Genomic DNA, 24,585 nt, shown 5'->3' with positions numbered 1-24,585 from the left:
CCTAGCGGATGGGGTGGTGGACGGTGACGAGCTTGGTGCCGTCAGGGAAGGTGGCTTCGATCTGGACGTCGTGGATCATCTCCGGCACGCCTTCCATCACGTCTTCGCGGCGGAGCAGGGTGGTTCCGTAGCTCATGAGGTCGGCGACGGTCCTGCCGTCGCGGGCACCTTCGATGAGCTCGTAGCTGATGATCGCCACGGCCTCGGGGTAGTTCAACTTCAGCCCCCGTGCCTGCCGGCGCCGCGCGAGATCGGCAGCCACCACGATCATGAGTTTCTCCTGCTCGCGGGGCAAAAGATGCATCGATTCTCCTTGTACGTGGCACGTCCGTGACAGATGTGACCAGCGTAAGGAGCGGAAGTTTCGGCTACGTTTCCAATTCGTCTCAGTCGGGGGTCGAATTTACCCGAATTGACCTCAACTTAAGTTGAGGTCATAGCATCGGACAGGTGCGCGTCCGCAAAGCGGCGCCAACCCCAACCAGTCCCACAAAGGTTCATGAATGTCCCATCACACCCCCTTGCCGGCAGAGCCGGTCGGCGAGCTCTTCAAGGCCGCCTTCCGCTCTCATCCAGCAGGAGTTGCCATCATCACCGCGTCAGGGCCGGAAGGAGCCGTAGGGCTCACGGCGTCTTCGGTGGCATCGGTGGCGGTGGATCCGCCGACGCTGGCGTTCTCCGTCACCGGCGGCCGGTCAGCTTCGCATATCGCTGCCGCGCAAACGATCGTCGTGCATCTGGTGGGCGCGGACCAGGTGGACCTCGTGCGCACCTTCTCCGACCCCACGGCCCCTCGCTTCACCAGCGACATGGACTGGGAACTGCTGCCCACAGGCGAGCCCCTGCTCAGGGAAGCTCCATGGGCGCTGCGGTGCGAAATCGTTCATCGGGCACCACTGGGTGGCTCCGTGCTGTTGGCCGCAACCGTTGTGGATATCCGATTCAGCCCCGCCGATTCAGCCCCGCTGGTCTACCACAACCGGGAGTTCCACACCCTGTTCCGCAGCGTGCAGGCGGTTGGCTGACTGTACGGAACACTGCGAAGGAAGGGCGTAGATACCGACTCACGGCCTGTCTCCCTACCCAGCGTCCCCGCAGACCTGCCGTCAGGTGTTCTCAGCCAAGTCGGAATGCTGATCGGGCACCGGCTCGCAGATGGACGAGACCGGCGACGTGTGAAACAAACCGCTGCCGAACTCGACTCATCGGCACTGAAGTTGTTTCCGGGGCTGGTTCCTGGAGAAGCGATCTTTATGGGTGTGGGTTCTCCGGTTCCCCTAACCGTCAGAGTCCGCAGACCGTCGCGTCCGCCTGGGGCTGACGGACCACAGTGCGTACTAGGCTGGAAACCTCGCACACAGAGCTAGATTGAGCGTCTCACGCTTGTGTCTGGCAACGGAAATAGACGGCGGCCAGGAACGCGAGCAGTACGAACCAACAGCATCAATTTGGCGAATTGGCGCAAGCCAGGTCGTCACGTTCTGGGTCCCGCCTTTACCCGTCGAATTGCCCCACAAGCCCGGTCCTGGAGCCGAAGGAAAATCCGAGTTCTCGTTGGGCTACGTGCATCAGCAGCGCGGCCGCCTTTGAGGTTTTGTCCAAGGACTCATGGAAGTCCTGCTTTGAGCGTTCGGGATGGTGGTCGGCCAATTTGAGGAAGAGGTTACCAGCGGCCTCAGCCAAGTCGCCCTCCGCAATAATTTGCAAGATTGCCCAACGCCGCTGCAAAGCTTCCTGCAGAGGAAGCACCGTCTCCGTGTAGTCTTCGAGTTCACTGATGAACGCAATTCTATCGTCATCGGCTACTAGCGGCGACTCAGGATATCTGGCGAAGATCGCCCTACGTGCGGTAAGCACATGGTTACGGAGCCGGTAGTTTGCAACCAACATTTCGGCCACATGATCGATTGTTTCGGCACGCCATTTCTCCTTATCAACCAAGACCCGCTCATCATCATGCTTGATCCGGTCGGCCACGCGCTGCTCTCTCGCGTTTTGCCTGGTCGTCAAGTAAGTTATAAACCCGCCAACAACTGTCCCGACGAGTGCGGACCACCACGGCGCTTCACCCTGAATTAGAAACTGAAAGATCTGATCCACACGCCTTGCTTTCCTTCTGAGGCCGGCAACGAAATGGAGCCTGAGACACAGGGGGCGGGGACTCCCAGCGCTTCTGGGCGCCTCGGCGTGCGGTCCCGAACTCTCTGCCGATGTTATCCCAGGAGGCGCCGTCGGTCCGAGCAGCGGCTACGGCATTATCAAGCCGGGTCTTGATCCCCTTCAGTTCAGGACACTGATGTTGGGCGGTCTTGGATCGTCACCCAGCACTAGTCACTGTTGCGCCGAAATTCAGGGAGGGCCGTATAGATAACGCACCTGTCTGCTTCAAACGCAAGATCTTCCTCTGTGTGCAGCCATGCACCGAAGATAGTCAGCATTGGCCCCTCCGAACCGAAGCCTGGACGCTATTGGGCCAAAAGTTCGGAACGTCCGATGCCCACGGAGGCTGCCCCGACTGCGGCTCAGGAACGGCTTTACAGCGACCGGAAACCGACGGACTCCTCCGGGTAGGCGCCCCCCTCGTCATACGTGGGCCAAGAGACCGACCGAATCGGTGCATAATCGTGGAATCACACTTCGTATCAAGGAGACAAGGCGTTCATGGGGGACTACATCTACGAGCGGTTCACGCCGGATCGATTCCAAGCATTCTGCTCTGCACTGCTGGTGAAGGAGTATCCGGGTTATCAAGTGTTCCCCGTGGGTCAGGCCGACGGCGGACGAGACGGTACTGCGCCCGGTAAAAGTGGCCAGAACTCTATCGTCATTCAGGTTAAATTCAAACGCCAAATTAACGCAAAAGAGGATCATTTTTCATGGCTCAAGAAAGCCATTCTTGATGAGAAAGACAATATTGATAGGCTCATAGCGCGAGGAGCAGAAGAGTACCGCCTCATAACCAATATTTCCGCTACCGGAAAAGCTGATGTTGGTCTTTTGGATAGAGTCAATACTCTCCTCCATGAGAACTTTGATATACCCGTTCAGGTTCTGTGGCGAGATGACCTCGATGCTCGCCTTTCGGGAAATTATGATCTTAAGTGGTTTTACTCAGAAATCTTGGCGACGCCAGATGTAGTTCGCCGCCTCTTTGAGACGGGATTCGGAGAGGGTAATAGGCGTCGATCAAAGGCGGTGGGAGACTACATCCGTTCCCAGTATGAAATCGATGCCTTCGTGAAGTTTAAGCAAGCCGATTTGCAGGCGAGCGACCTCTTGAATCTATTTATCGATGTTCCCGGCGACCTCCCACCCCAACTCGAAATGCCGAAAGCTGCCCGCGGGGCGGTTTCAAAGATGCTTTTCGAAATTCTTCGAGACACGGATGATGCGGACGACGAGCGTGCTCACTGGAGCATCCAGGCATGGGCTGATCATGGCGATATAGGCTACTTCGGCGTTCCAGCGCTTCCCGCAGGGAGCTTCCTTCTACATCCCACGACATCGGAGCGCTTTCCCCGTGTCCTAGTTGAGGGCGCTCCTGGCCAAGGTAAGTCAACACTGGCTCAGTATCTCTGCCAAGTCCACCGAATGCATTTTCTTGCAAAAGAGGATGATCTCCTTCGAATTCCTGCGACACATCGTCTTACTCCGACCAGAATTCCTTTCAGGATTGACCTGCGAGATCTTGCGTCTTGGATTGATGGGTTAGATCCGCGTAAGGCATCATCTGAAGTCGAGCATGGGTTGTCGACGTCGCTCGAAGCATTTATGTCGGCGGAGGTCCGCTTTCTGTCGGGTGGACAGGAGTTCTCTGTTAGTGATCTTCATGAATTGGCAGCGACTACCCCAATCGTCATAGTGTTGGACGGTTTCGATGAAATTGCCACACCGGATCAACGTGCCATGGTCGTTAAAGAAATTGATAAAGGCCTTGTACGCTTGTCGGACGGCGCACTATCGGTGCAGGCAATTGTTACCTCAAGACCAAGCGCAATGCCAGACTCCCCAACGTTCAGCCGAGCCACATGGACGAACGTCGCACTTTCATCCATAACTAATAAGCTTGCCTTGGAATATGCTGGGCGCTGGGGATCCGCACGAAATCTCACCGCCCAAGAACAACAGGAGGTGACTGGAATCCTGGCTGAGAAGATTAAATCGCCGCACCTCAGTGACCTGGCGCGAAACCCCATGCAACTCACCATCTTGTTGTCGCTCATCCACGTAAGAGGTCAGTCGCTGCCTGATCAGCGGACGGCCCTGTATGAGAGCTACATAGAAGTCTTTTTCAACCGTGAGGCAGAGAAGACGAGGGTAGTGAGAGACAATCGGCAACTCCTTATTGATCTTCATGGTTATCTAGCATGGAAGATGCATTCGAATGCGGAACTTTCACGTGGTGACGGACGTCTTACGGCAGACGAATTGCAGACGCTCATCAAGGACTGGCTGACACGCCGTGACCATCCAACAGACACCGTGGAGGAACTCTTCCAAGGCATTGTCCAGAGAATTGTTGCGATAGTAAGTCGAGTTGAGGGCACCTTCGAATTCGAAGTACAGCCCCTTCGTGAATATTTCGCGGCTCATCATCTATATCACACGGCCCCTTACAGCCCTCCAGGACGCCCAGAATCAGGAACTAAACCGGAGATTTTGTCGGCCCTCATGGAGAATCCCTACTGGCAGAACGTTTTGCGATTCTTCGCCGGCTTCTACTCTGTCGGGGAGATCCCTGGCTTAGCTACTGAGCTGATTGAGCGTTTGGAAAGGGTGCGCTCGACCACACCGCTCTATGACCGCCAGCTGAGTGTGAATCTACTTAGCGACTGGGTCTTCCATCAGCAACCAAGTTGGACCCGTAAAGTGGCCAAGGCTGCGGTGGATGAGCTCACAATTCGCGCCGGATCCGTTGGTTCTCAGGCGAGGTACGCTGACTTCTCCCTTAATCTTCCCCATGACTGTGGCGGAAGGACTGTGGGGGACTTTGCCTACAAGTGTCTAGGCCAAGTGCCGGGGCTCGGAGTCGCAGGAGTAGTCCGCAGGCATATCCCCGAGCACGAATTGCTAGAAATGTGGCTGGAGCAATCCCGTGCCGTAACTCCGGAGACCCTAAATGCCCACCTGATAATGGCTAGAGCGTTGGGTGTCCTGGATAAATTATCAATGGACGAGATAGATGGCCTACGAGACGTCTGGCGAGAAGCAGATGATCTTGACCTGAAGTTAGTAGCAACTGGCTGCCCGGTGGTGCTCGCTGCCCCGGCTGCCCAGCTATCGGCACTCGGGGAAGCTTTGAATGGGAACGTCATATTTGCCGGTCACGGTGGTGAATGGACGCGTTTAGCCGCCCTCCTCAACCCGGCATATCTGAATAATATGCTGCGGAGCGATTATCACAGCTCCCTCCGAGAGGACCTGAAGCCGACTTCGTCCGCTCGTATGCTGCCAGAATTGGCAGCCAAGTTAGAGGCACTGGAATCAGTACTGACGGAGAATCCTTCGTTGGCTAACGAACTTGGCCCATGGCAAGAGGCAGTGGACCTACTTGCAATGGAAGGCCAGCCAGAATCATTCGCGGCTCATATGCTTGCCAACATTGCAGCTGGAATCAGGTCTTCGACGCAAAGGGGGGGCGGTTCTAGTGAACTCTTCGACGAGTCTCATCCCCTGACGCGACGGGTCCGATTTGCTCGGATGCGTCCAAACGGAACCGATTTCTGGAGGAGACAATTTGCCGCCGCAGGAACCGAACTTGAGCGTAAATCCTGGGCTCTTCACATGAGTGTATGGGCAGGAGAACCGATGCTGGACCTAATGGACGATGTTCAGTCCGCCTTTCACGAGATGACAGAATCGCAGTTCTACCTAGTCTCTCGGGCAGTCGTGAGCAACCCTCGATCACGCCCTCTTAGGACTCTTAAGAAACAATGGTCAGCATTAACTACGGAAGGTCTCTTCAGAAGCCTTTATATCTTCGGTATCAGAGGTGACGTGTTCGCTCAACAGCGCATCCTGGATATGGTTCGAAAGGGAACAGTATCCGTTCCTCGATGGACTCATTCAATGATTATTGAGTGGATACTCAAGCCGGTTGGCCTTGCACCAAGCAAGTCTCAATGGCGGTCTATCGTAGCCGACTTTGAGCATCTTGGCTGGGTCGAAGACGGGGAGCTTCCTTGGCAATGGAATTACCACCATGAGCAACTGTCGTGGGAGAACCTTTCGGACACTACCGCGCGGAAAATCCTGGAGACGCCGCTGCAGTTTCCCGCAAAGTTCATCTACTCGGCGGTGTCACAGTTGAGTCGCGCCACACCCACGCCTCGGGCGCTTGGTGAGATTGCGGCCAGTGAGAATTGGGCCGCAAGTTGAAGCCAAGGAGCTACGCTGAACAGGGCCTCTAGGGCCGAAGAGCCCTGCAGAACGTGGGGATGGAGAGACGCTGCGGCTCTTGTGGCCTCGCTTCGTATGCCGTCGCGCGTAACGAGCACGGCTATCCTAGCGCCGGCGACACGAAGAGGGGTTGCGGAAAACTGGAGCGGCTAAGGGTGGGCCTTAGCGCAACTCGACTCAGGCGCCGTCACGGCTCAGGGAGTCTCGCATCTAACAAGTGCTTCGGGATGAAGGGAATTGTACGTGTATGAACTGACGGCGGCTGGCTGGGATGATCCACCAATGCAGCTGTCTTCAGGGCCAGATCAGGATGAGCCTCGAGGCCCATGACGGTTGTGGCTGGCCTGGCCAACGCCGAAGACAGCAAGCCGACATCGCGAAGATGAAAGCCGCGACGACCAACGACTTGCAGCGCGTCCTCAATGCCCAGGTACGCTGTTACGCATCCTCAAGGCGCATCAGCAGCCCAGCATCATGAGTCGTAACGAAATCAAGGCCTTCACTGATCTCACGTCGCCGCGCATGCCGCTGTAAAACCATCTCTGCTCCCTGCAACAGGAGGGCAGACTTGGAGGTGTGTTCCTCCGCTGCCAACTTTTCCAGCCGACGATCAAGGTCCTCAGGAACGCTCCAATTCATTGCCATACAGCGACGGTACCAAATCGACACCTAGTCCATCCCTTGATAGCGGACGCAAGGCCCTAGTTGTTCCGGCCCCGGGCTGCCACGGCCCACTGCTCCACCAATGCACCATCGCGCACCACAGTAACTTCATCTACGAGGTTCATGGCCAGGCACACGTGGTTGGGGATGACCCTCAGCCGAGTGCCCAAAGGCGGCAGTTCCGAGGATTCCGGCCAGACAACTGTGGCGTGGTGCTCGGACAATGCGGTGACCCTGGCTTCGGGGTATTCGGGGAGCCGTGCGTATCCGGTGGCCCAATCCGGGCGGTCGCTGCCCAGGATCTTACTGCCGGCGTCCACCACCACCCGGCGCACGTTCCCACCCCGCGTTTCGTGCCTGCTGACGACGGTGGCTGCAACAGTCAACGCGATGTCGTCCCACGTGCACCGTTCAAGCTCCAGTTGCTGCGCATCGCCAAACACGTAGACGCCAGGGCGCAGCTCGGAGGCTGCGGAATCGCCGGAGATCAGGGCTGTCGGCGTAGATCCCCCGCTGATGGTGGTCACCTCAAAGCCCGCCGACGTCAGCGCCGTCGCGGCCAAGCCAAGTGCCTCATTTTCGTTGCTCGCCGCCCCCGTGGGCATTCCAGGCTTGTAGCTGTGGCCGGGGAACGTGAAAACGCCGGACACCAACAACCCAGCGGCAGCCGCTGCATGGGCAACGTCCACCACTTCGTCCGGTAGAACGCCGCTGCGGTGATGACCACTGTCCACTTCGATCAGCACCTCAATGCTTGCGGCGTCCGCGCCGAGTTGGCGACCCATCGCCGTCGCACTTTCAGCGGAATCCACGCCAACGGCGATGCGGGCCGTGGACGCCAAGTCCCGCAGGCGATCAGCGTGCGTGGCTTCAACCCAGAGTGGGTACGCGATGAAGATGTCCTTCACGCCGTCCGCTGCGAAGACTTCGGCCTCGCCGATCGTGGCAACGGTGATCCCGACGGCCCCGGCTGACAGCTGCTTTCGCGCGATCTCCAGGGTCTTGTGCGTCTTGACGTGCGGCCGGAGCTTGAGTCCCCTGCTGAGCATGCTTGCCGCCATGCGTTCGACGTTTCGGTCCAGGACATCGACGTCGATCAGGACGGCAGGGGTGACAACTTCAGCGGGGATCAGGTTCATTCCACAAACACTAACGGCCCGGGCATTGGTGCCCTACGGCGCGGACTGCCTGACCCGCAATTCGAACTTCGCTTCCGGCTGCTGGACAGTGGGCGCCGCGTTCTTGGCTTCAATCCGCTCGATGAGAAGTTCGACGGCGCGCTCCGCAATTTCCGCCCGCCCCGGCGCCAGAGTGGTCAGCGACGGCGAGGCAAACCTCGCCTCATCGATGTCATCAAAACCGGCAACCGCGATCTCCTCGGGGACCTTCCTGCCGCGGACCAGAAGTTCGTGCAGCGCACCCAGGGCCAGGGCATCGTTGAGCCCAAAGACGGCGTCGAACTCCACACCGCTGTCCAGCAGGCCGGCGATGGCGTCGGCACCGCCGTCGCGCCGCCAGTCGCAAGCGACCACCAAGGTGGGATCGTAAGCGACACCAGCGTCAGCGAGCGCAGTCTTGTACCCCTCAAGGCGCAGGCCATTGCTGCCGGTGGTGTCGCCGTCGTGCGCGCCCAGAACAGCTATACGACGGCGGCCTCCCGCCAGCAGGTGGGCGGTGACCGCAGCAGCGGCTCGGTGGTTTTGAATGAGGACCATGTCCAGCCGCGGATCCTGCACGAATTCACCCAGCAGGACCAACGGCTTCTTGCCCGCGGCAGCGATGATCTGCTCAGCGTCCAGGGCGAGTGGAATGAAGAGGAGGCCATCAGTGAGGGTGCGGAACTGGCCCTGGAGCGCCGCCTTTTCGTGCTCAGGCTCATTTCCGGACTGCTCCACGAGGACACGGTAGCCCCGTGCCCAGGCCGCCTTCATGATGTCCGAGGCCAGCTCGGCGTAATACGGGATGGAAAGGTCGGCGAGGACCAATCCGAGCATGCTGGTCTTGCCCGAGCGGAGGCTGCGGGCCGTCAGGTTGGCTTGGTAGCCCAGCTCATCGATGGCGTCCAGGACGCGCTGTTTGGTGGTGGGCCGGATGAACTCGTAGTTGTTGATCACGTTGGAAACCGTCTTCAACGAGACCCCGGCAACGCGCGCGACGTCGTTCATGGTGACGGCCATCAAGGTGCTCCTTTTGTCCTGTTGGCATACATCGTTGCAGATTAGACCGGCATGGAGTCAGTCCATGACTGCAGCGATGGCTTCGATCTCCACCAACTGGTGGTCGTAGCCGAGGACGGTGACGCCCATGAGCGTGCTCGGGACGTCATGATCGGCAAAGGCGGCACGCACCACGTTCCAAGCGGTGACGAGGTCGGCCTGCTGGGTCGAGGCAACCAGGACGCGGGTGGAAATGACGTCCTTTATCCCCGCTCCCGCGGCGTCCAAAGCCAGCAGCATGTTTTCGACCGACTTTTCCGCTTGGGCTTTGTAGTCCCCCATACCTGCTGTGGTGCCGTCCTCGTTCAGCGGGCAGGATCCCGCCAGGAAGATCAGTCGGGCTTCCGCGGGCGCAGTGGCCGCATAGGCGTACTGGGCTGCGGAGCTGAGTTGTTCAGAACGAATGAGGGTTACAGCGCTGGGCATTGGAGGTCCTTTGCTTGGATGATTTGGGTACATCCCATCATGTGCGCTGACCTCCTGTAGCCGTCACACGCCGCTCATTTCCATGCAACGCGCCTGCAACATACATGCGCAAAGCTGGAGTCAATCAGCGCACAGCTGACGGCAATCAGACAGCGACGCGAGCTGAGGGGAGCAGACATGAGCATTGCAAACAGGGATCTTTTCCAGGCGCTGAAGACGCAGGCCAGCCTCGCGCAGGCGTTCGGCAGCATGCCGGGAAGCAAGGAAGAACCGCATCCGTTGAGCCCTGGTGACTACATCGAGGCCTGGCATAACGGCCGCCTCTATCACCGGGGCAGCGTGGTGAAAACCGTAGCGGGCACCGACCTTTTCTGGCTGACGGACGATACCGGGAGCCGGCGGCTGCTGGATATGGAGTCCATGGAAATCGTGACAGTTGACCAGCCGGCCCCGGCACCCGCAACGCAGGCACCGGAGCCAACTCTGTCAGCCACGGTCACACCGATCTCCGCGTACCCCATGTTCCACGACGGCACGCAGCAGATCGCCTAGCTTTCAGTTGACCTGGTCCTCCAGCAACAGCCGGATCATGGTCCAGCTCACGGCCGGAAGCGCGGCGGTGAGGCGGCCGCCGTCGAGCTTCACACTGACGTTCTCGGACGGCAGGACCGACGTCGAATCGTCGGCAGTGGCCTGCCAGTACGGGTCCTTGTTCGAGTAGGTGACGGCCTCAATGACCTTGCCGGCGTTGAGGCTCCCGACGGCGGCATCCAACGTCAGCGCGTCAGTCGCCGAGCGGTTTACTGCGAACACCACGGCCTCCTTGGCTTCTGCATCAAAGGTCGCCACGGCTGACAGGGCGGTGAAGCCCGACGTCTTTTCGGTCTCCAGCAGCGGGGATTCGGCGGCGAGGTTCAGCACCGTACCCGAGGCATTCTGCGAAGTGAGCGCAAACGGGTGGAACGTGGTCTGCTTCCAGGCCCGGCCGCCCGGCTCGGTCATGATGGGTGCGATCACGTTGACCAGCTGAGCCAGGCTCGCGGAGTGGACGCGGTCCGTGTTGCGCAGCAGCGTGATGAGAAGGTCTCCCACCACCACGGCGTCGGCAACCGTGTACCGGTCCTCGAGGAGCACTGGCGCCACGGGCCAGTCGTCGCCTGTGGGCACCTTGGACTCGTCGCGGGACATGTGCCAGACGTTCCACTCATCGAACGAGATATTGACCTGCTTCCCGGACTTGTTGGCCGACCTCACATGGTCGATGTGCGAGACCAGGTCCTTGATGAACGCCTCCATCCGGTGTCCCGCCGAGAGGTGCTCCTGCAGATCCCCGAAGTCCTCAAAGTACTGGTGCGCCGAGATCAGGTCCACCAACTCGTACGTCTCATTGAGGACCACGCGCTCCCATTCGCCGAACGTGGGCATGGTTGGTCCCGAACTTCCACAAGCCACCAGTTCCAGGTCCGGGTTGACCATGCGCATCGCCCGCGCCGTCTCGGCGGCAACCCGCGCGTACTCGTCCGCCTTCTTGTGGCCGATCTGCCAGAAGCCGTCCATCTCGTTCCCGAGGCACCACATCGTGATGTTGTGAGGCTCGACGGCGCCATTCGCCTTGCGCTGTTCGGACAAGGCCGTTCCACCCTTGATGGTGGAGTACTCCAACAGGTCCAGAGCTTCCTGCGGGCCCCTGGTACCCAGGTTGACCGCCATCATCGGTTCAACGCCGGCCTTCTCCGACCACTTTGCGAACTCGTCCACGCCCACCAGGTTGGGATCGCTGGAGTGCCAGGCGAGGTCGAGCCTTGTTGGGCGGTCTTCCTTGGGTCCCACTCCGTCTTCCCAGCGGTACCCCGAGACGAAGTTTCCGCCCGGGTACCTGACCGTGGAGACGCCGAGTTCCCTGGTGAGGTCGAGGACATCGGTGCGGAAACCGTCGTCGTCGGCTTTCGGGTGCTCAGGCTCGAAAATGCCCGTGTAGACGCAGCGGCCGAGGTGCTCAACGAAGGCGCCGAAAGTCTTCCTCCTGACGGGGCCTACGACGAACGCGGGATCGATGGTGATTTTGGCCGTGGGGTTTTCTGGGTTTCCCAAAGGGTGGGTCCTTGTCTGCTGGTTCTACTTGTTCTGCTTGCCGATTTACAACGTTATAGAAACCATGCTGGCGTGGTGTGGGAGCGGGAGTCAAGAGATTTCTTGCCGGGCGTTCCGGCTCCTAGGCTGAGTTCCATGACGTCCGGAGTTGTGAGAGCCGCCTATTCAGCCCGTGCAGCCGAGTACACCTCGCTGTTCGGGTCCATTAGCAGCACGCATCCGGTCGATAGGGAGCTGGTGTTGTCGTGGGCCCGGGGATTGCCCGGGAAGGTTATCGACGCCGGCTGTGGGCCTGGGCAATGGACAGCCTTCCTGCACTCCGACGGGGTGGACGTCCAAGGCGTGGACTTGGTACCGGAGTTTATTGAGACAGCCAAGCAATTCTGCCCGGATGCTCAGTTCTCTGTCGGGTCACTTGAACGGCTGCCCACCCCGGATCACTCATTGGCGGGAATCCTCGCTTGGTACTCCCTGATCCACATCTCCCCTGCTGAAATCAGCCGTGTTCTGGAAGAGTTTGCTCGCTGCCTCACTCCCGGCGGGAGCCTCCTGCTCGGCTTCTTCGATGGCCCGGCGGGTGAACAGTTCCCGCATGCAGTGACGTCCGCCTATTTCTGGTCTGTGGAGGAGATGTCGGGACTGTTGCAGGAAGCCGGTTTCAGCATTGTCGGTACGCACTCGCGCGTCGACCCTGGAGTGCGTCCCCACGCGGCTATCGTCGCGAAGCGGCTGCTCACTCCGACCTTGGATGGCTAGACCCACCTACGCGCAGTGATTGCTGTGCACCGGCCCAGAGTCAACAAGGGGCCGGCGCTCTTCAGCTCTACTTGGCACTCGGTGAGGGACTGGCACTCGCTTCCTGCCTGTCCAATTCCTCGTAGATTTCGTGCTGATTCCCAGCGACGCAGGCGCTGTTCATCTCTAGGCTGAAGCCTTTAGTGGTAGCGGTGAAGGATACGAGATGTCCGCCGTTCTCATTGGCATAGAGACGGATGTTTCCTGGGTCCTTTGGGCTTGATTCGACGCGGGTGGTGAAGCCCTTGGATTCCCAAAACGTCTTGACAACGTTGACCGACGATTCCATGTCGAGGGTTTCAAGGGTCTGACTCATGACGCTGTAGTTCACGCCCTCTTCTCCCTTAGGGGTGCTGCAGTCCATGTTTCGGAGGCTTTTATCCGCCCACTTCTGGGACCCGACGGTGTTTTGGGTTTCGTTTTTGAAGGCGCGGAGATCCATGAGGGCTTGTTTTAGTTCTTCTACCTGGGCTTTGACGGTTGCGGGGTCGCTGGGATTGCTTGAGCCGTTCATGGGATTCTCCGTAGTGGTCGGCGTGCAGGCGCTCAGTGCAAGGGCCGCGCCGACCAACGTGGCGAGTAGGCGGCGGCCCGCGAGCCGGGCTTTGGGTTCAAAGGGCATGTGGTTCACTCTTCCTGAAACCGTTCCACAGGCCCCAAGCCAGCACGACGCGACATAGGCAGTTCCTTTGGCGCACCGAACTGCTTACTTCGCAGACGGAGAGGAGCTGGGGCTAGAAGGGGTCCCGTAAATTTCGGGATACAGCTCCTTGTAGATTGCGGTCTGGTCTCCGGCGATGCAGACAGTATCCATTTCCAGGCCGGAGCCTTTGACATTCGCGGTGAAGGATATGAGGTTTCCGCCGTTCTGATTGGCGTAGAGGCGGATGAGGCCAGGGTCCAACGGGTTGGTTTCGACGCGGGTGGTAAAGCCCTTCGATTCCCAGAACGTTTTGACCACGTCCGTTGAAGCTTCCAAGTCGAGGGTTTCCATGGTTTGGCTCATGACGCTGTAGTTCACGCCCTCCCTTCCATCACCTGCATTGCATGCGCTGTTTCGGGTGCCTTTATCGACCCATTTCTGGGGTCCGATGGCTTTTTGGGTTTCGGTTTTGAAGGCGTGGAGATCCTTCAGGGCTTGTTTTAGTTCTTCTACCTGTGCTTTGACAGTGGCGGGATCGCTGGGATTGCTTGAGCCGGTCATGGGGTTCTCCGTGGTGGGTGTGCAGGCGCTCAGTGCAAGGGCCGCGCCGACCAACGTGGCGAGTAGGCGGCGGCCCGCGAGCCGGGCTTTGGGTTCAAAGGGCATGCGGTTCACTCTTACTGAAGCCGTTCCACAGGCCACAAGCCAGCACGAGGCGACATAGGCAGCTCCTTTGGCGCACCAGACAGCCTAATTAGCAGACGGAGAGGAGCCGGGGCTAGAAGGGGTCCCGTAAATTTCGGGATACAGCTCCTTGTAGATTGCGGTCTGGTCTCCGGCGACGCAGGCGCTGTTCATCTCCAGGCCGGAGCCTTTGATGTTTGCGAAGTAGGACAAAAGGTGTCCGCCGTTCTCGTTGGCGTAGAGGCGGATGAGGCCCGGTTCCCTTGGGTTGGTTTCGGTACGGGTGGTGAAGCCCTTGGATTCCCAGAACGCTCTGACCACGCTTACTGATGCTTCCAGGTCCACGGGGTCAGGCGTTTGGGTCAGGATGCTGTAGTTCACGCCGCCTTGCCCGTCGAATGTTCTGCAATCCATGTTTCGAGTGCCCTTATCGACCCATTTCTGGGGTCCGATGGCCTTTTGGGTTTCGACTTTGAGGGCGTGGAGGTCCGCGAGGGCTTGCTTGAGTTCTTCTACCTGGGCTTTGACAGTTGCGGGATCGCTGGGATTGCTTGAGCCGGTCATAGGGTTCTCCATGGTGGGCGTGCAGGCGCTCAGTGCAAGGGCCGCGCAGAACAGTCCGGCGAGTATGCGGCTGGTCTTTATCCGGAAGGCGCGGGATTGTGACACAAATTCGCGCAGCTTTCCAGGATCAGCCGAGCTGGTTGTGCCCACCCCCGATCCGCCGGCGAACCGGGCCCGGGTCCTCGCCGAGAACACCGCTGAAATCGTCGGAGCAGCGACCGGCCCTTCCGCGGGCATCGGATCGCTCGCCACGCTCTGGAAAGTCTGAAAGTGTTGTTCACGGACATCGGCGCGTTGCTGCCAGGCAAGCCGGCCCCGGTCATCGGCCGGGACGGCCAAAGCGTTGGCGAACAGGGTCGCATAGCCGCCCTTGAAGTCCTCCATTGCATAACCCGCGGCGACACCCAGGAAGCTACCTTCGGAGCGCAGAATCTGATCCGCGGAATCAGCAGCGCTGATCAGAGCGTCGGCGGCGCCATCGTCGAACGCAATCTCCACCGCCGTATCAAAGATCCCCACGCCGAGCCCCCCTCACGTGAATAGTTAATCCATCGAATAGCATAACCGATGGAATCAGAGTGTGGGACGTGACCGGAAAAATAAAAACAGGCCGGAGACTCAAGGTCTCCGGCCTGTCTTGGAGGGTGGGCCCTGTGGGGATCGAACCCACGACCCACGGATTAAAAGTCCGATGCTCTACCAACTGAGCTAAAGGCCCCTCCAGCTGTAGAAACAGCCATGAATACTGTACCCCAACGTCACGGCAGACGAGGAACTCAAGGTGACGTGCGCCGTCGTCACCTTCTTTGGGCGAACGTTCGACGGCGGCGCGCGGCGGCAGCGGCGTGTCAGGCCCGGGACGGCGCCAAAGCAGGTGGTGAAGGCACACCCCCGGCAACGGCGCAGCCCCGGCAACCGTTACTCGACCCCACCAGAGCACAGGAGTACGGTGAACTCATGAGCGAACAGCCAGGACCACGCGCGTACGGCGGAGCAAACAGGCACCACAAGCCCAAGCCTTTTGCTCCGATCGATTTTGAACCGTTCGCCGGCGGGGCAGACCCCGCGCGGGTTTCCGAGGCCGCCCACCTTGCTGCGCAGGCCTTGGTCAGGCGTGGCCGCGACAGCGACGACCCCAAAGTCACCCGCCGCTTGGTGAAACTGGCCGACGAGCAGGGCTTGGAAGCCATCGCCGAGATGTGGGCAGAAAGCCCCGCCCGCAGCCTTCCCGGCGCGCTGTGGCGGCTCTACGCCCTCCGCGCCGCCACCATCCAGAACCCGAGAAGATCTCCGTCTACTTCCGGGCCGGACGCGATACCGCGCAGGTTTCCAACGTGGTGGCTGGCGCTGCGGAGCCGCCCGGAGCCGATGAAATGAAGACCATGGCTGACGCCATTTTGTCCGGCGCTTTCGACGGCGAGTTCGACGTCGCGCTGGAACGTTCTGCTGCTTTCTGCCGCGTGGTGGCACTCGGCCAAGCGACTCTTGCCGACGGCGCAGAGCACAGCAATGAAAGCCACGCGAGCAAGCTGACCCGCAACTCGCACCAGCTCGTCAAAACGGCCGAGGACCTTGAGCACGCCGCCAATGCATGGCGTCTGGGCGAGCTGGACTAGCCAGCAAGAGGGCGAAACGTACCCACGTCGGCCCGGACTGTCAATGTTGACTTAGCCCGCCGGACGGTGAAAACTAAAACTGGTGTCGAACCGCGAAACCCCCGGGCTTCAACTTATAGCCGCTTCGAGCGGCCTACCGCCGAGAGGCGTATCCGGTTCGGCACCATTTTTATGCCTGTACGCAGATTGCCCGGGCCAGCACTGAGGCGGGCCCGGGCAGCCGCGGGCGGTGAACTACTTCAGCGTGACAGTGGTTTTCGCTGTTTGCTTCTTGTCGTGATCCAGCTTTCCATCCGCAGCCGCGGGGTCATGGTCGCTGAGATTTCAGCTTCCTTGCCAGCGGTGTAGGCGAAGTTCTCCGCAATGTTGAAAGATTCACCCGGCTTCAGCACGAACGGGGCCTCTTCCTTGAGCTTGGTGCCGGTGCTGCTGAGCCCGTACTTCTTGTAGCCGTCGCTGCTGGAGTCCGACGCCATGCCGCCCAAGTACTTCCAGTCCGCGTACTTCGCCGAAGGAGTGATCAGCGAGTGGCCCAGGGAAATGTCGGCTGCAGTGGTGTTGGTGACCACATAGTTCACGTAAACGATCGGAGCGCCCTTCTTCAGCAGGCTCTCCCTGCTTTTACTTTCCACCAAAATACTGTCCTTGGACGCCACGTCGGTGGCCACCTGGTAGATGTCCACACTGAAGCTATCGCCCTTGAGAGTGCCGAGCTTGTCACCTGCATCTGAAATGGGGAGCGCCCAGGCCGCCACGGTGTAAGCACCGGACGAGGTCCCGGCTCCTTCGGAAGAGGCAGCGGACGGCGACGCCGGCGTTGACGCCGAAGCGGACGAAGAAGAAGACGAGGACGACGACGATTCGGCACCACCCGTCGTCGAGCCCGCCGTGGTGGTGCCGCAGGCACTGAGCGTGAGCATTCCAGCTGCCGCGAGGCTGGTGATTTTAACAACATTATTGAGACGCACAGTTCCCCCATTGAGTGGATTAATCCGGAGCTTGCCCAGTCTTTCACAGTGACGGAGGCGTTGCGATGGGGACTTCTTCCCTCCACGCCCCTGCCCTTCACTGGAGCACTCAACGGACCGGTAAAGTTGGGACCGAAATGGGCTGCGTCAAGTCAAGCCGCCCACGCCCATCCGTCCCCAGCCCGGAAAGCGATATGAAGCTGCGCCTTTTCCCCCAGGAACCTGCCGGGCTCGTCCTCCTCGCGCAGATGGCCAGTGTGATCGTGGCCGGCACCGGGACGCTCTCCGAGATTCTTGGAGCCCCCGCCAGCGAGCACGAGCGCCTCGCCGAAGAACTTCACGAGCACGAGTCCAAGTCGTTGGACCTGCACTTCGCCCTGCTGACCCACATGCGCACCAGCTTTGTGAACCCGCTCCCCCGCGAGGACATGTACACGCTGTCCCGCCACCTCACCGAGGCCATGGAGAAACTCGACGCCGCCGGTGACCTGGTAGCCATCTACAAGCTGGACCGACTTCCCAAACGGGCAGCCGACCAACTGGAGATCATCAGCCGGCAGGCCGAGCTCACCGTGGACGCCATGCGGAAACTCGAAGACCTGGACGAGCTTGAGGACTACTGGATCGAGATCCTCCGGCTGGCCAAGCGCGCAGAACGGACCCACCGGATCTGGGTGGCCGAGATGCTCAAGGACATGAAATCCACGCAATACGCGCGGCACCGGGACATCGCCAACCAGTTGGTGGAAGTTACCAAGGACATGCGGAAGGTCGCCACCCAGGTAGGCAGCATCATCGTCAAGGAATCATGACGTGACCATCGCCATCCTGGTCCTGGTAGTTGGCCTGGCTTCCGGTTTCGCATTCCTGAACGGCTTCCGCGACGTCTCCAACGCCGTCGCGCTTTCCACTCGGACCCGCGCACTCACTCCCTCAATTGCGGTGCTCCTGGCCGCCATCTTCAACTTTGTGGGTGCCATGCTCAGCGGCACTTTCATCCTTGCCTTCACCCAGTCCTGGATCACGCTGCCGAGTGGCACCAGCGGCCTGACCATCCTCGCCTCGGCCCTCACTGCAGCCATCCTGTGGGGAGTGTACGCGTGGTGGCGCGGCATCCCGCTGTCTTCCACCAACTCACTGGTGGGCGGCCTGATTGGTGCAGGTGCAGCAAGCGTCCTGGTGGGCGGCAACGCGGTAGGCGGCATGGACAACGTCCTGCTCACCCAAGTGGCGCTGCCGTTGGTCTTGTCGCCTGTCATCGCGTTCGTGGCGGCGTACCTGCTGGTATGGCCGGTGACGTGGGCTGCCCGCTATACGCAGCCGAACGTGGTCAACCGGCGGTTCCGCCGGGCGCAGGCCGTCTCCGCCGCCGCCGTCGCGTTCGGCCACGGGCTCCAGGACGGCCAGCGCACAGCTGCGGTCATTCTGCTGGCCATGGTGGCTGCGGGATTGTCCGGCGGCAATGATGTGCCGCTCTGGATCCTGTTGGTCACAGCCATCATGCTTACTGCGGGCACCATGTTCGGCGGCTGGCGGATCTCCCACACTCTTGGCCACAAGCTCATCAGGGTGGATCCGCTGCGAGGCTTCGTGTCGCAAACACTGACCTCCGTGATGCTGTTCATCGGAGCCATCGCCTTCCACCTGCCGCTCTCCACCACCCATACGCTGACGGCGTCCGTGCTGGGTGCGGGGGTCAATCAGCGCTTCCACACCGTCAACAGGCGCCTGGTGCGGAGGATCCTGCTGTTCTGGGTGGCCACGCCACTGGTCACAGCCGCAGCTGCCTTCATCCTGGAGCTGGCGTTCTCGCCCCTCGCGGACCTGTAAACCCAACTAAGTAGCAGCAAACGTCGCAATGAGCGCTCATTGCGACGTTTGCTGTCACCTACTTGGGTAAGAAAAAACGACGGCGACCGTACCCCCAAGGCGACGGTCGCCGTCGTTCTGTGCCGACTCCCCCCAAGAAGCCGGAACCTGCAAGAACCCTTATCCGAAGCGGCCGGAGACGTAGTCTTCCGTGGCCTTCTGGCCGGGGTTGTTGAAGATGCTGGTGGTGTCGGCGAACTCGATCAGCTTGCCCGGCTTGCCGGTGCCTGCGATGTTGAAGAACGCGGTCTTGTCCGACACACGCGCCGCCTGCTGCATGTTGTGGGTCACGATCACCACGGTGTACTGGTCCTTGAGCTCGTTGATGAGGTCCTCAACGGCCAAGGTGGAGATGGGGTCAAGGGCGGAGCAGGGCTCGTCCATGAGGATCACCTGGGGCTCAACCGCGATGGCGCGGGCGATGCACAGACGCTGCTGCTGACCACCGGAAAGGCCGGAGCCGGGCTTGTCCAGGCGGTCCTTGACCTCGTTCCACAGGTTGGCGCCCACCAAGGACTTCTCCACCAGGGCATCTGCAGCGCCCTTGGAGATCTTCTTGTTGTTCAGCTTCACGCCGGCCAGCACGTTGTCGCGGATGGACATCGTGGGGAACGGGTTGGGGCGCTGGAAGACCATGCCCACCTGGGTGCGGACGGTTACGGGGTCGACGCCGGGGCCGTAGAGGTTGTCGCCGTCCAGGAGGACCTCGCCCTCGACGCGTGCGCCGGGAAGGACCTCGTGCATGCGGTTAAGCGTGCGGAGGAAGGTGGACTTGCCGCAGCCGGACGGGCCGATGAAGGCTGTAACGGATTTGGCCTGGATGTTGATGTTGACGTCCTCGACGGCCAGGAAGTTGCCGTAGTAGACATTGAGGTCTTTGACGTCGATGCGCTTGGACATGGTGTTCCTTTGTTCCTTGGGGGTGTGGAAGTTTTGGATGAGGCCGCAGAAGGGCAGCCTACCGCCCCGTCTTGGGAGCGAACAGACGGGCGATGAGGCGGGCTCCGAGGTTCAGGAGCATCACCAGGATGATCAGCACCAACGCGGCGCCCCAGGCACGCTGGTCCGACGGCTCCGGGTTGGACGGCGACGTCGGGTTGAGGATCTGTGTGTAGATGAACGTAGGCAGCGAGGCCATCCAGCCACCGAACACGTTGTTGTTGATGGTGGTGGCGAATCCGGCGGTGACCAGGATCGGAGCGGTTTCACCGATAACGCGGGCGATCGCCAAGGTGACGCCGGACGCGATGCCGGAAATCGCCGTCGGGATGACCACCTTGGTGATGGTGCGCCACTTACGGACGCCCAGCGCGTAAGACGCCTCGCGGAGCTCGTTCGGGACGATCTTCAGCATTTCCTCGCTGGAGCGAACCACAACAGGGATCATCAGGACGGAAAGCGCGACGGCGGCTACCGCACCGGTCTTGGTGCCGGGGCCAACAATGGCGAAGAAGAACGCTGCCGCGAAGAGGCCGGCCACGATCGACGGGATGCCGGTCATGACGTCCACGAAGAACGTGATGGCGCGGGCCAGCGGACGGTCGTTGCCGTATTCCACCAGGTAAATGGAGGTGAGGAGGCCCACGGGAACGGAGATCACTGTGGCAAGGAGCGTGATCTGGAGGGTGCCCAGCAGTGCGTGGTAGATGCCGCCGAGGACCGGCGCGCCGTCCTCTACTGCCTTGTTGTCGAATGCGCCGGTAACGCCATTCATGGACGTGCCCAGGAAGCCGGGGGTGATGAGCCCGGGGATGCCGTTGACCAGCACTGTGACGATCACCGAGATCAGCGGCAGCAGCGCAATCAGGAAGGCACCGACCACCAAGCACGTGGCGAGCTTGTCCTTGGCTTTGCGGGCACCTTCAACAGCACCGCTCCATGAGACCAGGCCCACGGCGAACAGAATGGCGGAGACGATGCCCCAGCCCAAGGCGTTGAAGCCGATGAGCGCCATGATGGCCGCGCCCACAACGAGTGCGACGGCCAAGACAATGTAGGGCGCGAACTTGGGCAGCTGGCCCTTGGTGAGCGCTGAGCGCTTGCGGACTACTGTGGCGGACATTTAGTTGGCTCCCGAGAATTCTTTGTGCCGGGTGATGATCCAGCGGGCGATCATGTTCACGCCCAGGGTGATGACGAACAGCACCAGGCCGGCGGCGATCAACGTGTTGACCTTGAGGCCGCTGGCTTCGGGGAAGTTCAAGGCAATTTCCGCAGCGATGGTCTGGTTGCCGGACTGGATGAGGCTGGCCGTCAGGACACCGGAGGAGAGCACCAGGGCAACGGCCATGGTCTCGCCGAGGGCCCGGCCGAGGCCCAGCATGATGGCGCTGATAATGCCCGGGCGGCCGAAGGGCAGAACGGCCATCTTGATCATTTCCCAGCGGGTGGCTCCCAGTGCAAGCGCTGCTTCCTCGTGCAGCTTGGGGGTCTGCAGGAAGATTTCACGGGACAGGGAGGTGATGATGGGCAGGACCATGACGGAGAGGACAATGCCGGCGGTCAGGATGGTCTTGCCGGTAGCGGAGGCCGGGCCTTCGAAGATGGGGATCCATCCGAGGTAGGTGGCCAGCCAGTCGTAGGCCGGGGAGATTTCCTTGGCCAGGAAGGCAGCACCCCAGGCGCCGTAAACAACGGAGGGGATGGCAGCGAGCAGGTCCACTACGTAGCCGAGGCCCGATGCGAGCCGGCGGGGAGCGTAGTGCGAGATGAACAGTGCCACACCAATGGCCACGGGGGTGGCGATGACGAGTGCGATGATCGCGGCAATGAGGGTGCCCACCACGATTGGGGCGATGTAGGCGAAGAAGCCGTTCCCGCCCTGGATGTCTTCAGCAGGGGCGGTGAGCGCGGGGATTGCCTGCACCACAAGGAACAACGCGACTCCGAAGAGAACCGCGAGAATCAGGCACCCTGCGGCCATGGCGGCCCCGGAGAAAACCTTGTCCCCGGCGCGTCCTGCGCCTTGGGAGGTTGTCAGGGAGTTGGTGGTCACTTCACGTTCCTTCAGTCTGGAGTGAACTGGTCTTACATGGCTAAGTTCCCTGCCCCGGTCCGGTGCCGCGGTGGCCACCGGAGAGCGGGACAGGGAACTTCAGTGTTCAGCCGGGTTCAGCAAACCCGCCGGGAAACCTTAGGACTTGGCCTTGATGGTTTCGATAGCGGCCGTGGCCTTTTCCTGCAGCGTCTTGGACAGCGGCGCGGACTTGGCGGCGTCAGCAGCGGTCTTCTGTCCTTCGTCGGAAACGACGTAGCTTTCGAAGGCCTTGACCAGGTCAGCAACTTCCTTGGTCTCGTAGGTGGTGCAAACTACGTGGTACGAAACGAGGACTACGGGGTAGGCGCCCGATTCGGTGGTCTTGCGGTCCAGCTTGATGGCGACGTCGTTTGCGGCGCGGCCGTCAACGGGCTTGCCGGCTTCGACCGCCTTGGCAGCAGCTTCGGCCGAGATCTTGACGAATTCCTCGCCCACCTTGATGGAGGCGGTGCCCAGCTTGCCGGAAACGGCGGAGTCATCAGCGTAGGTCACGGCACCCGGGGTGTCGGTGACGGTCTTGACGACGCCGGAGGTGCCCTTGGCGTTTTCGCCGGCCAGGGTTGCGGGCCAGATGCCGGCAGCCTTGTCCGTCCAAACCTCGGGAGCAGCAGCTGCGAGGTAGTCGGTGAAGTTGGTGGTGGTGCCGGAGTCGTCAGAGCGGTTGACCGGGGTGACCTTGAGGTCCGGCAGGGTGACGCCTTCGTTGAGGGCGGCGATGGCGGGATCGTTCCAGTTGGCGATTTCGCCGCGGAAGATCTTGGCGACTGTGGCGGCGTCGAGCTTCAGTTCCTTGACGTCCGGAATGTTGAAGGCAACAGCGATCGGGGAGATGTACACCGGGATGTTGATGGCGCCGTCGGGGCCGCACTTGGCCTTGGAGCTCTCAAGCTCCTCGTCCTTCAGGTAGGCGTCCGAGCCGGCGAACTGTGCCGAGCCGTCGATGATGGCCTTGCGGCCTGCGCCGGAACCGTCCGGGGAGTACTGGACTGTGGCACCGGAGTTGGCGGTGGAGAAACCGGCCTTCCAAGCGTCCATGGCTGCGCCGGTGGAGGAGGCGCCGATGCCGGTCAGGGTGCCGGTGACCTTGGGGCCGGACGCTGCCGACTGGGTACCAGCAGGCGTGTTCGTTGCGTTGTCTGAACCGCAAGCAGTGAGCGCGAGAGCGCCGGCTGCGATGACCGCGATTGCCGCGTTGCGGCCGAAGTGAGTTGCCTTCACTTGGATGTGCCCCTTCCAGGGATTCTTCGATGCGGGCCGAACGGAGATTTCGGCGTGCGCGAGCTGAGGACCTTTTGTTCCTTTACTGAAGGTAAGGAGCGCAGGTAACGGGATCTGCAGTGAAAGGTGAACAGAAGGTGAACGACGGCGGACCATTGGGTTATGTGGCGCGCGCCACCTTGAGCGGCACCCGGGATGCGGTTTGCGCCTTCGTCGGAACCCGGGCCGGGCAAATAGACTGGACGACATGGCTGCCGCGAAAGGATTTTCTGCAAGCAAGAGGTTCCTGCGTGCCAGAGTCCGGACGGGTTTGGTCCGCAGCCGGAATTCGTTGACGCCGGCCATCCAGATGACCGTGTGCGCCGTAGGTGCCTACGCTTTCGCCGAATATGTGCTGGGCCACCAGGGCCCGCTGTTCGCGGCTACTTCTTCGTTGATTGCACTTGGCTTTTCCCGTGATCCGCGCCTGCGCCGGGTGATCGAGGTGGGCCTCGGCTGCACCCTGGGCATCGTTGTTGGTGACCTGCTGCTCCACTGGCTGGGCGCTGGGATCTGGCAGGCCGCCGTCGTGCTTCTTTTCTCCATCCTCCTTGCCAGGTTCCTGGACAGTGGAACCATTTTCACCACTCAACTGGGCCTGCAGTCCTTGCTGGTGGTGCTGCTGCCGGCACCGGCCGGTGGGCCCTTTACGCGCAGCCTGGACGCTGTAATCGGTGGCGTTTTTGCGCTGCTGGTGACCATCCTGGTACCGAAGGATCCGCGGCGGGAGCCCCGCAAAGATGTCCAGAAGATCCTGCATGAACTCGCCGAAGTGCTGCGCGAATGCGGCAAGGCCCTGACCGAAAGCGATTCCACCATCGCCTGGCACGCCCTGATCCGTGGCCGCAACTGCCAGCCTTTGGTGGACCGGATGCGGCAGACGCTGCGCGCCTCGGGCGAAGTGGCAACCCTGGCTCCCGCGCACCGGAGGCACCGCGACGAACTGGCCGGCCTGGAGCACTCCCTGGAGTACATCGACCTGGCTCTGCGTAACAGCCGGGTGTTTGCGCGGCGGCTCACCAGCGCCATCAACCATGCCGCGCTGTCCGATGAAGCGATCGACAGTATCTCCGAAGTCCTGCAGGAAACCGCCGCCGCGATCGACGAGATGACCATCGGATTGTCGGAGCAAAGCGAAGGGACGCGGCGGGTTCATCTGCGCCGCGCCCGGAACGACCTCTCGGATATCGCCGCGCGCCTGCACCCCAAGATGCTGGATGTCCAAAGGCTCGAAGGCGAAACCGTGGTCATGCTGTTCCGTCCCCTCATGGTGGACCTGCTGGAAGCGAGCGGCATGGAACCGGAAGAGGCCCGCGCGGTGCTTCCGGCACTGTAGCCTCAGAGAAGTCCCAGGCCC

22 protein-coding genes, 1 tRNA gene and 1 pseudogene are annotated in these 24,585 nt (G+C 60.9%); 8 read left to right on the top strand and 16 right to left on the bottom strand.

Annotation, left to right across the window (positions count from 1 at the left end):
* Position 1: 1 nt before the first annotated feature.
* Positions 2–304, bottom strand: a complete 303-nt coding sequence (locus tag CGK93_RS01295; protein WP_089593256.1) for an urease subunit gamma — start codon at positions 302–304, stop codon at positions 2–4.
* 199 nt (positions 305–503) lie between these two features.
* Here CGK93_RS01295 and CGK93_RS01290 point away from each other — a divergent pair, with 199 nt between their 5' ends.
* On the top strand, positions 504–1,025 hold the full coding sequence (locus CGK93_RS01290) for a flavin reductase family protein (RefSeq protein WP_089593255.1): 522 nt from the start codon (positions 504–506) through the stop codon (positions 1,023–1,025).
* 469 nt (positions 1,026–1,494) lie between these two features.
* Here CGK93_RS01290 and CGK93_RS01285 read toward each other — a convergent pair whose 3' ends face one another.
* Positions 1,495–2,100 (bottom strand): hypothetical protein, encoded by a 606-nt coding sequence (locus CGK93_RS01285; protein WP_089593254.1) that lies wholly within the window; start codon positions 2,098–2,100, stop codon positions 1,495–1,497.
* Positions 2,101–2,661: 561 nt separating this feature from the next.
* Here CGK93_RS01285 and CGK93_RS01280 point away from each other — a divergent pair.
* Entirely contained in the window at positions 2,662–6,378 is a 3,717-nt protein-coding gene (locus tag CGK93_RS01280) for an NACHT domain-containing protein (protein ID WP_089593253.1), read from the top strand.
* A gap of 459 nt (positions 6,379–6,837) precedes the next feature.
* Here CGK93_RS01280 and CGK93_RS01270 read toward each other — a convergent pair whose 3' ends face one another.
* The 4 genes from CGK93_RS01270 to CGK93_RS01255 are packed head-to-tail and all read right to left on the bottom strand — an operon-like array spanning position 6,838 to position 9,704.
* Positions 6,838–7,044 (bottom strand): ribbon-helix-helix protein, CopG family, encoded by a 207-nt coding sequence (locus CGK93_RS01270; protein ID WP_232481506.1) that lies wholly within the window; start codon positions 7,042–7,044, stop codon positions 6,838–6,840.
* A 56-nt stretch (positions 7,045–7,100) separates the two neighbouring features.
* Entirely contained in the window at positions 7,101–8,201 is a 1,101-nt protein-coding gene (locus CGK93_RS01265) for a D-TA family PLP-dependent enzyme (protein WP_089593252.1), read from the bottom strand.
* A gap of 33 nt (positions 8,202–8,234) precedes the next feature.
* A complete protein-coding gene (locus CGK93_RS01260; RefSeq protein WP_089593251.1) occupies positions 8,235–9,239 on the bottom strand; it encodes a LacI family DNA-binding transcriptional regulator in 1,005 nt (334 codons plus the stop codon).
* Positions 9,240–9,296: 57 nt separating this feature from the next.
* On the bottom strand, positions 9,297–9,704 hold the full coding sequence (locus tag CGK93_RS01255) for a RidA family protein (RefSeq protein WP_089593250.1): 408 nt from the start codon (positions 9,702–9,704) through the stop codon (positions 9,297–9,299).
* A gap of 177 nt (positions 9,705–9,881) precedes the next feature.
* Here CGK93_RS01255 and CGK93_RS01250 point away from each other — a divergent pair, with 177 nt between their 5' ends.
* Complete coding sequence (locus tag CGK93_RS01250; RefSeq protein WP_089593249.1) at positions 9,882–10,256, top strand: hypothetical protein; 375 nt, start codon at positions 9,882–9,884, stop codon at positions 10,254–10,256.
* Between the two features lie 3 nt (positions 10,257–10,259).
* Here CGK93_RS01250 and arfA read toward each other — a convergent pair whose 3' ends face one another.
* The gene (gene arfA / locus CGK93_RS01245) at positions 10,260–11,795 is read right to left on the bottom strand and encodes an arabinosylfuranosidase ArfA (RefSeq protein ID WP_089593248.1); all 1,536 of its coding nucleotides are present in this window, start codon (positions 11,793–11,795) and stop codon (positions 10,260–10,262) included.
* 135 nt (positions 11,796–11,930) lie between these two features.
* On the opposite strand from arfA, the gene CGK93_RS01240 reads away from it, so the two are divergent.
* Positions 11,931–12,551 (top strand): class I SAM-dependent methyltransferase, encoded by a 621-nt coding sequence (locus tag CGK93_RS01240; RefSeq protein ID WP_089593247.1) that lies wholly within the window; start codon positions 11,931–11,933, stop codon positions 12,549–12,551.
* A 67-nt stretch (positions 12,552–12,618) separates the two neighbouring features.
* On the opposite strand, the gene CGK93_RS01235 is transcribed toward CGK93_RS01240, so the two are convergent.
* The 4 genes from CGK93_RS01235 to CGK93_RS01220 all read right to left on the bottom strand — a co-directional run bounded on the left by CGK93_RS01235 (position 12,619) and on the right by CGK93_RS01220 (position 15,199).
* On the bottom strand, positions 12,619–13,212 hold the full coding sequence (locus tag CGK93_RS01235; RefSeq protein WP_089593246.1) for a hypothetical protein: 594 nt from the start codon (positions 13,210–13,212) through the stop codon (positions 12,619–12,621).
* Between the two features lie 84 nt (positions 13,213–13,296).
* Positions 13,297–13,794 carry a hypothetical protein gene (locus CGK93_RS01230; protein WP_157731561.1) on the bottom strand — a complete coding sequence of 166 codons (498 nt, stop codon included), beginning with the start codon at positions 13,792–13,794 and terminating at the stop codon, positions 13,297–13,299.
* 189 nt (positions 13,795–13,983) lie between these two features.
* A complete protein-coding gene (locus tag CGK93_RS01225; RefSeq protein ID WP_089593244.1) occupies positions 13,984–15,000 on the bottom strand; it encodes a hypothetical protein in 1,017 nt (338 codons plus the stop codon).
* A 126-nt stretch (positions 15,001–15,126) separates the two neighbouring features.
* Positions 15,127–15,199, bottom strand: a tRNA-Lys gene (locus CGK93_RS01220).
* A gap of 239 nt (positions 15,200–15,438) precedes the next feature.
* Here CGK93_RS01220 and CGK93_RS01215 point away from each other — a divergent pair.
* Positions 15,439–16,097: pseudogene (locus tag CGK93_RS01215) on the top strand (hypothetical protein).
* A 239-nt stretch (positions 16,098–16,336) separates the two neighbouring features.
* Here CGK93_RS01215 and CGK93_RS01210 read toward each other — a convergent pair.
* Positions 16,337–17,065, bottom strand: a complete 729-nt coding sequence (locus CGK93_RS01210; RefSeq protein WP_232481504.1) for a hypothetical protein — start codon at positions 17,063–17,065, stop codon at positions 16,337–16,339.
* A gap of 194 nt (positions 17,066–17,259) precedes the next feature.
* Between CGK93_RS01210 and CGK93_RS01205 the strand changes: the two genes are divergently transcribed.
* Both CGK93_RS01205 and CGK93_RS01200 read left to right on the top strand, forming a co-directional pair.
* A complete protein-coding gene (locus CGK93_RS01205; RefSeq protein ID WP_089593243.1) occupies positions 17,260–17,877 on the top strand; it encodes a DUF47 domain-containing protein in 618 nt (205 codons plus the stop codon).
* 1 nt (position 17,878) lies between these two features.
* The gene (locus CGK93_RS01200) at positions 17,879–18,895 is read left to right on the top strand and encodes an inorganic phosphate transporter (RefSeq protein ID WP_089593242.1); all 1,017 of its coding nucleotides are present in this window, start codon (positions 17,879–17,881) and stop codon (positions 18,893–18,895) included.
* A 159-nt stretch (positions 18,896–19,054) separates the two neighbouring features.
* Here CGK93_RS01200 and pstB read toward each other — a convergent pair whose 3' ends face one another.
* The 4 genes from pstB to pstS form a co-directional block, all read right to left on the bottom strand.
* A complete protein-coding gene (pstB, locus tag CGK93_RS01195) occupies positions 19,055–19,834 on the bottom strand; it encodes a phosphate ABC transporter ATP-binding protein PstB (protein ID WP_011772968.1) in 780 nt (259 codons plus the stop codon).
* A 58-nt stretch (positions 19,835–19,892) separates the two neighbouring features.
* Entirely contained in the window at positions 19,893–20,996 is a 1,104-nt protein-coding gene (gene pstA / locus CGK93_RS01190) for a phosphate ABC transporter permease PstA (protein WP_089593241.1), read from the bottom strand.
* The gene (gene pstC / locus CGK93_RS01185) at positions 20,997–21,929 is read right to left on the bottom strand and encodes a phosphate ABC transporter permease subunit PstC (protein ID WP_089593240.1); all 933 of its coding nucleotides are present in this window, start codon (positions 21,927–21,929) and stop codon (positions 20,997–20,999) included. It abuts the gene before it with no gap.
* A gap of 138 nt (positions 21,930–22,067) precedes the next feature.
* Positions 22,068–23,189 (bottom strand): phosphate ABC transporter substrate-binding protein PstS, encoded by a 1,122-nt coding sequence (pstS, locus tag CGK93_RS01180; protein WP_089593239.1) that lies wholly within the window; start codon positions 23,187–23,189, stop codon positions 22,068–22,070.
* A 247-nt stretch (positions 23,190–23,436) separates the two neighbouring features.
* On the opposite strand from pstS, the gene CGK93_RS01175 reads away from it, so the two are divergent.
* A complete protein-coding gene (locus CGK93_RS01175; protein ID WP_089593238.1) occupies positions 23,437–24,564 on the top strand; it encodes an FUSC family protein in 1,128 nt (375 codons plus the stop codon).
* The last annotated feature ends 21 nt before the right edge of the window (positions 24,565–24,585 follow it).

The sequence above is a fragment of the Arthrobacter sp. YN genome (genome assembly GCF_002224285.1).
Classification (GTDB): Bacteria; Actinomycetota; Actinomycetes; order Actinomycetales; family Micrococcaceae; genus Arthrobacter.
The sequence above is the reverse complement of the archived record's forward strand: the minus strand, read 5'-3'. Positions and strand labels throughout refer to the sequence as shown.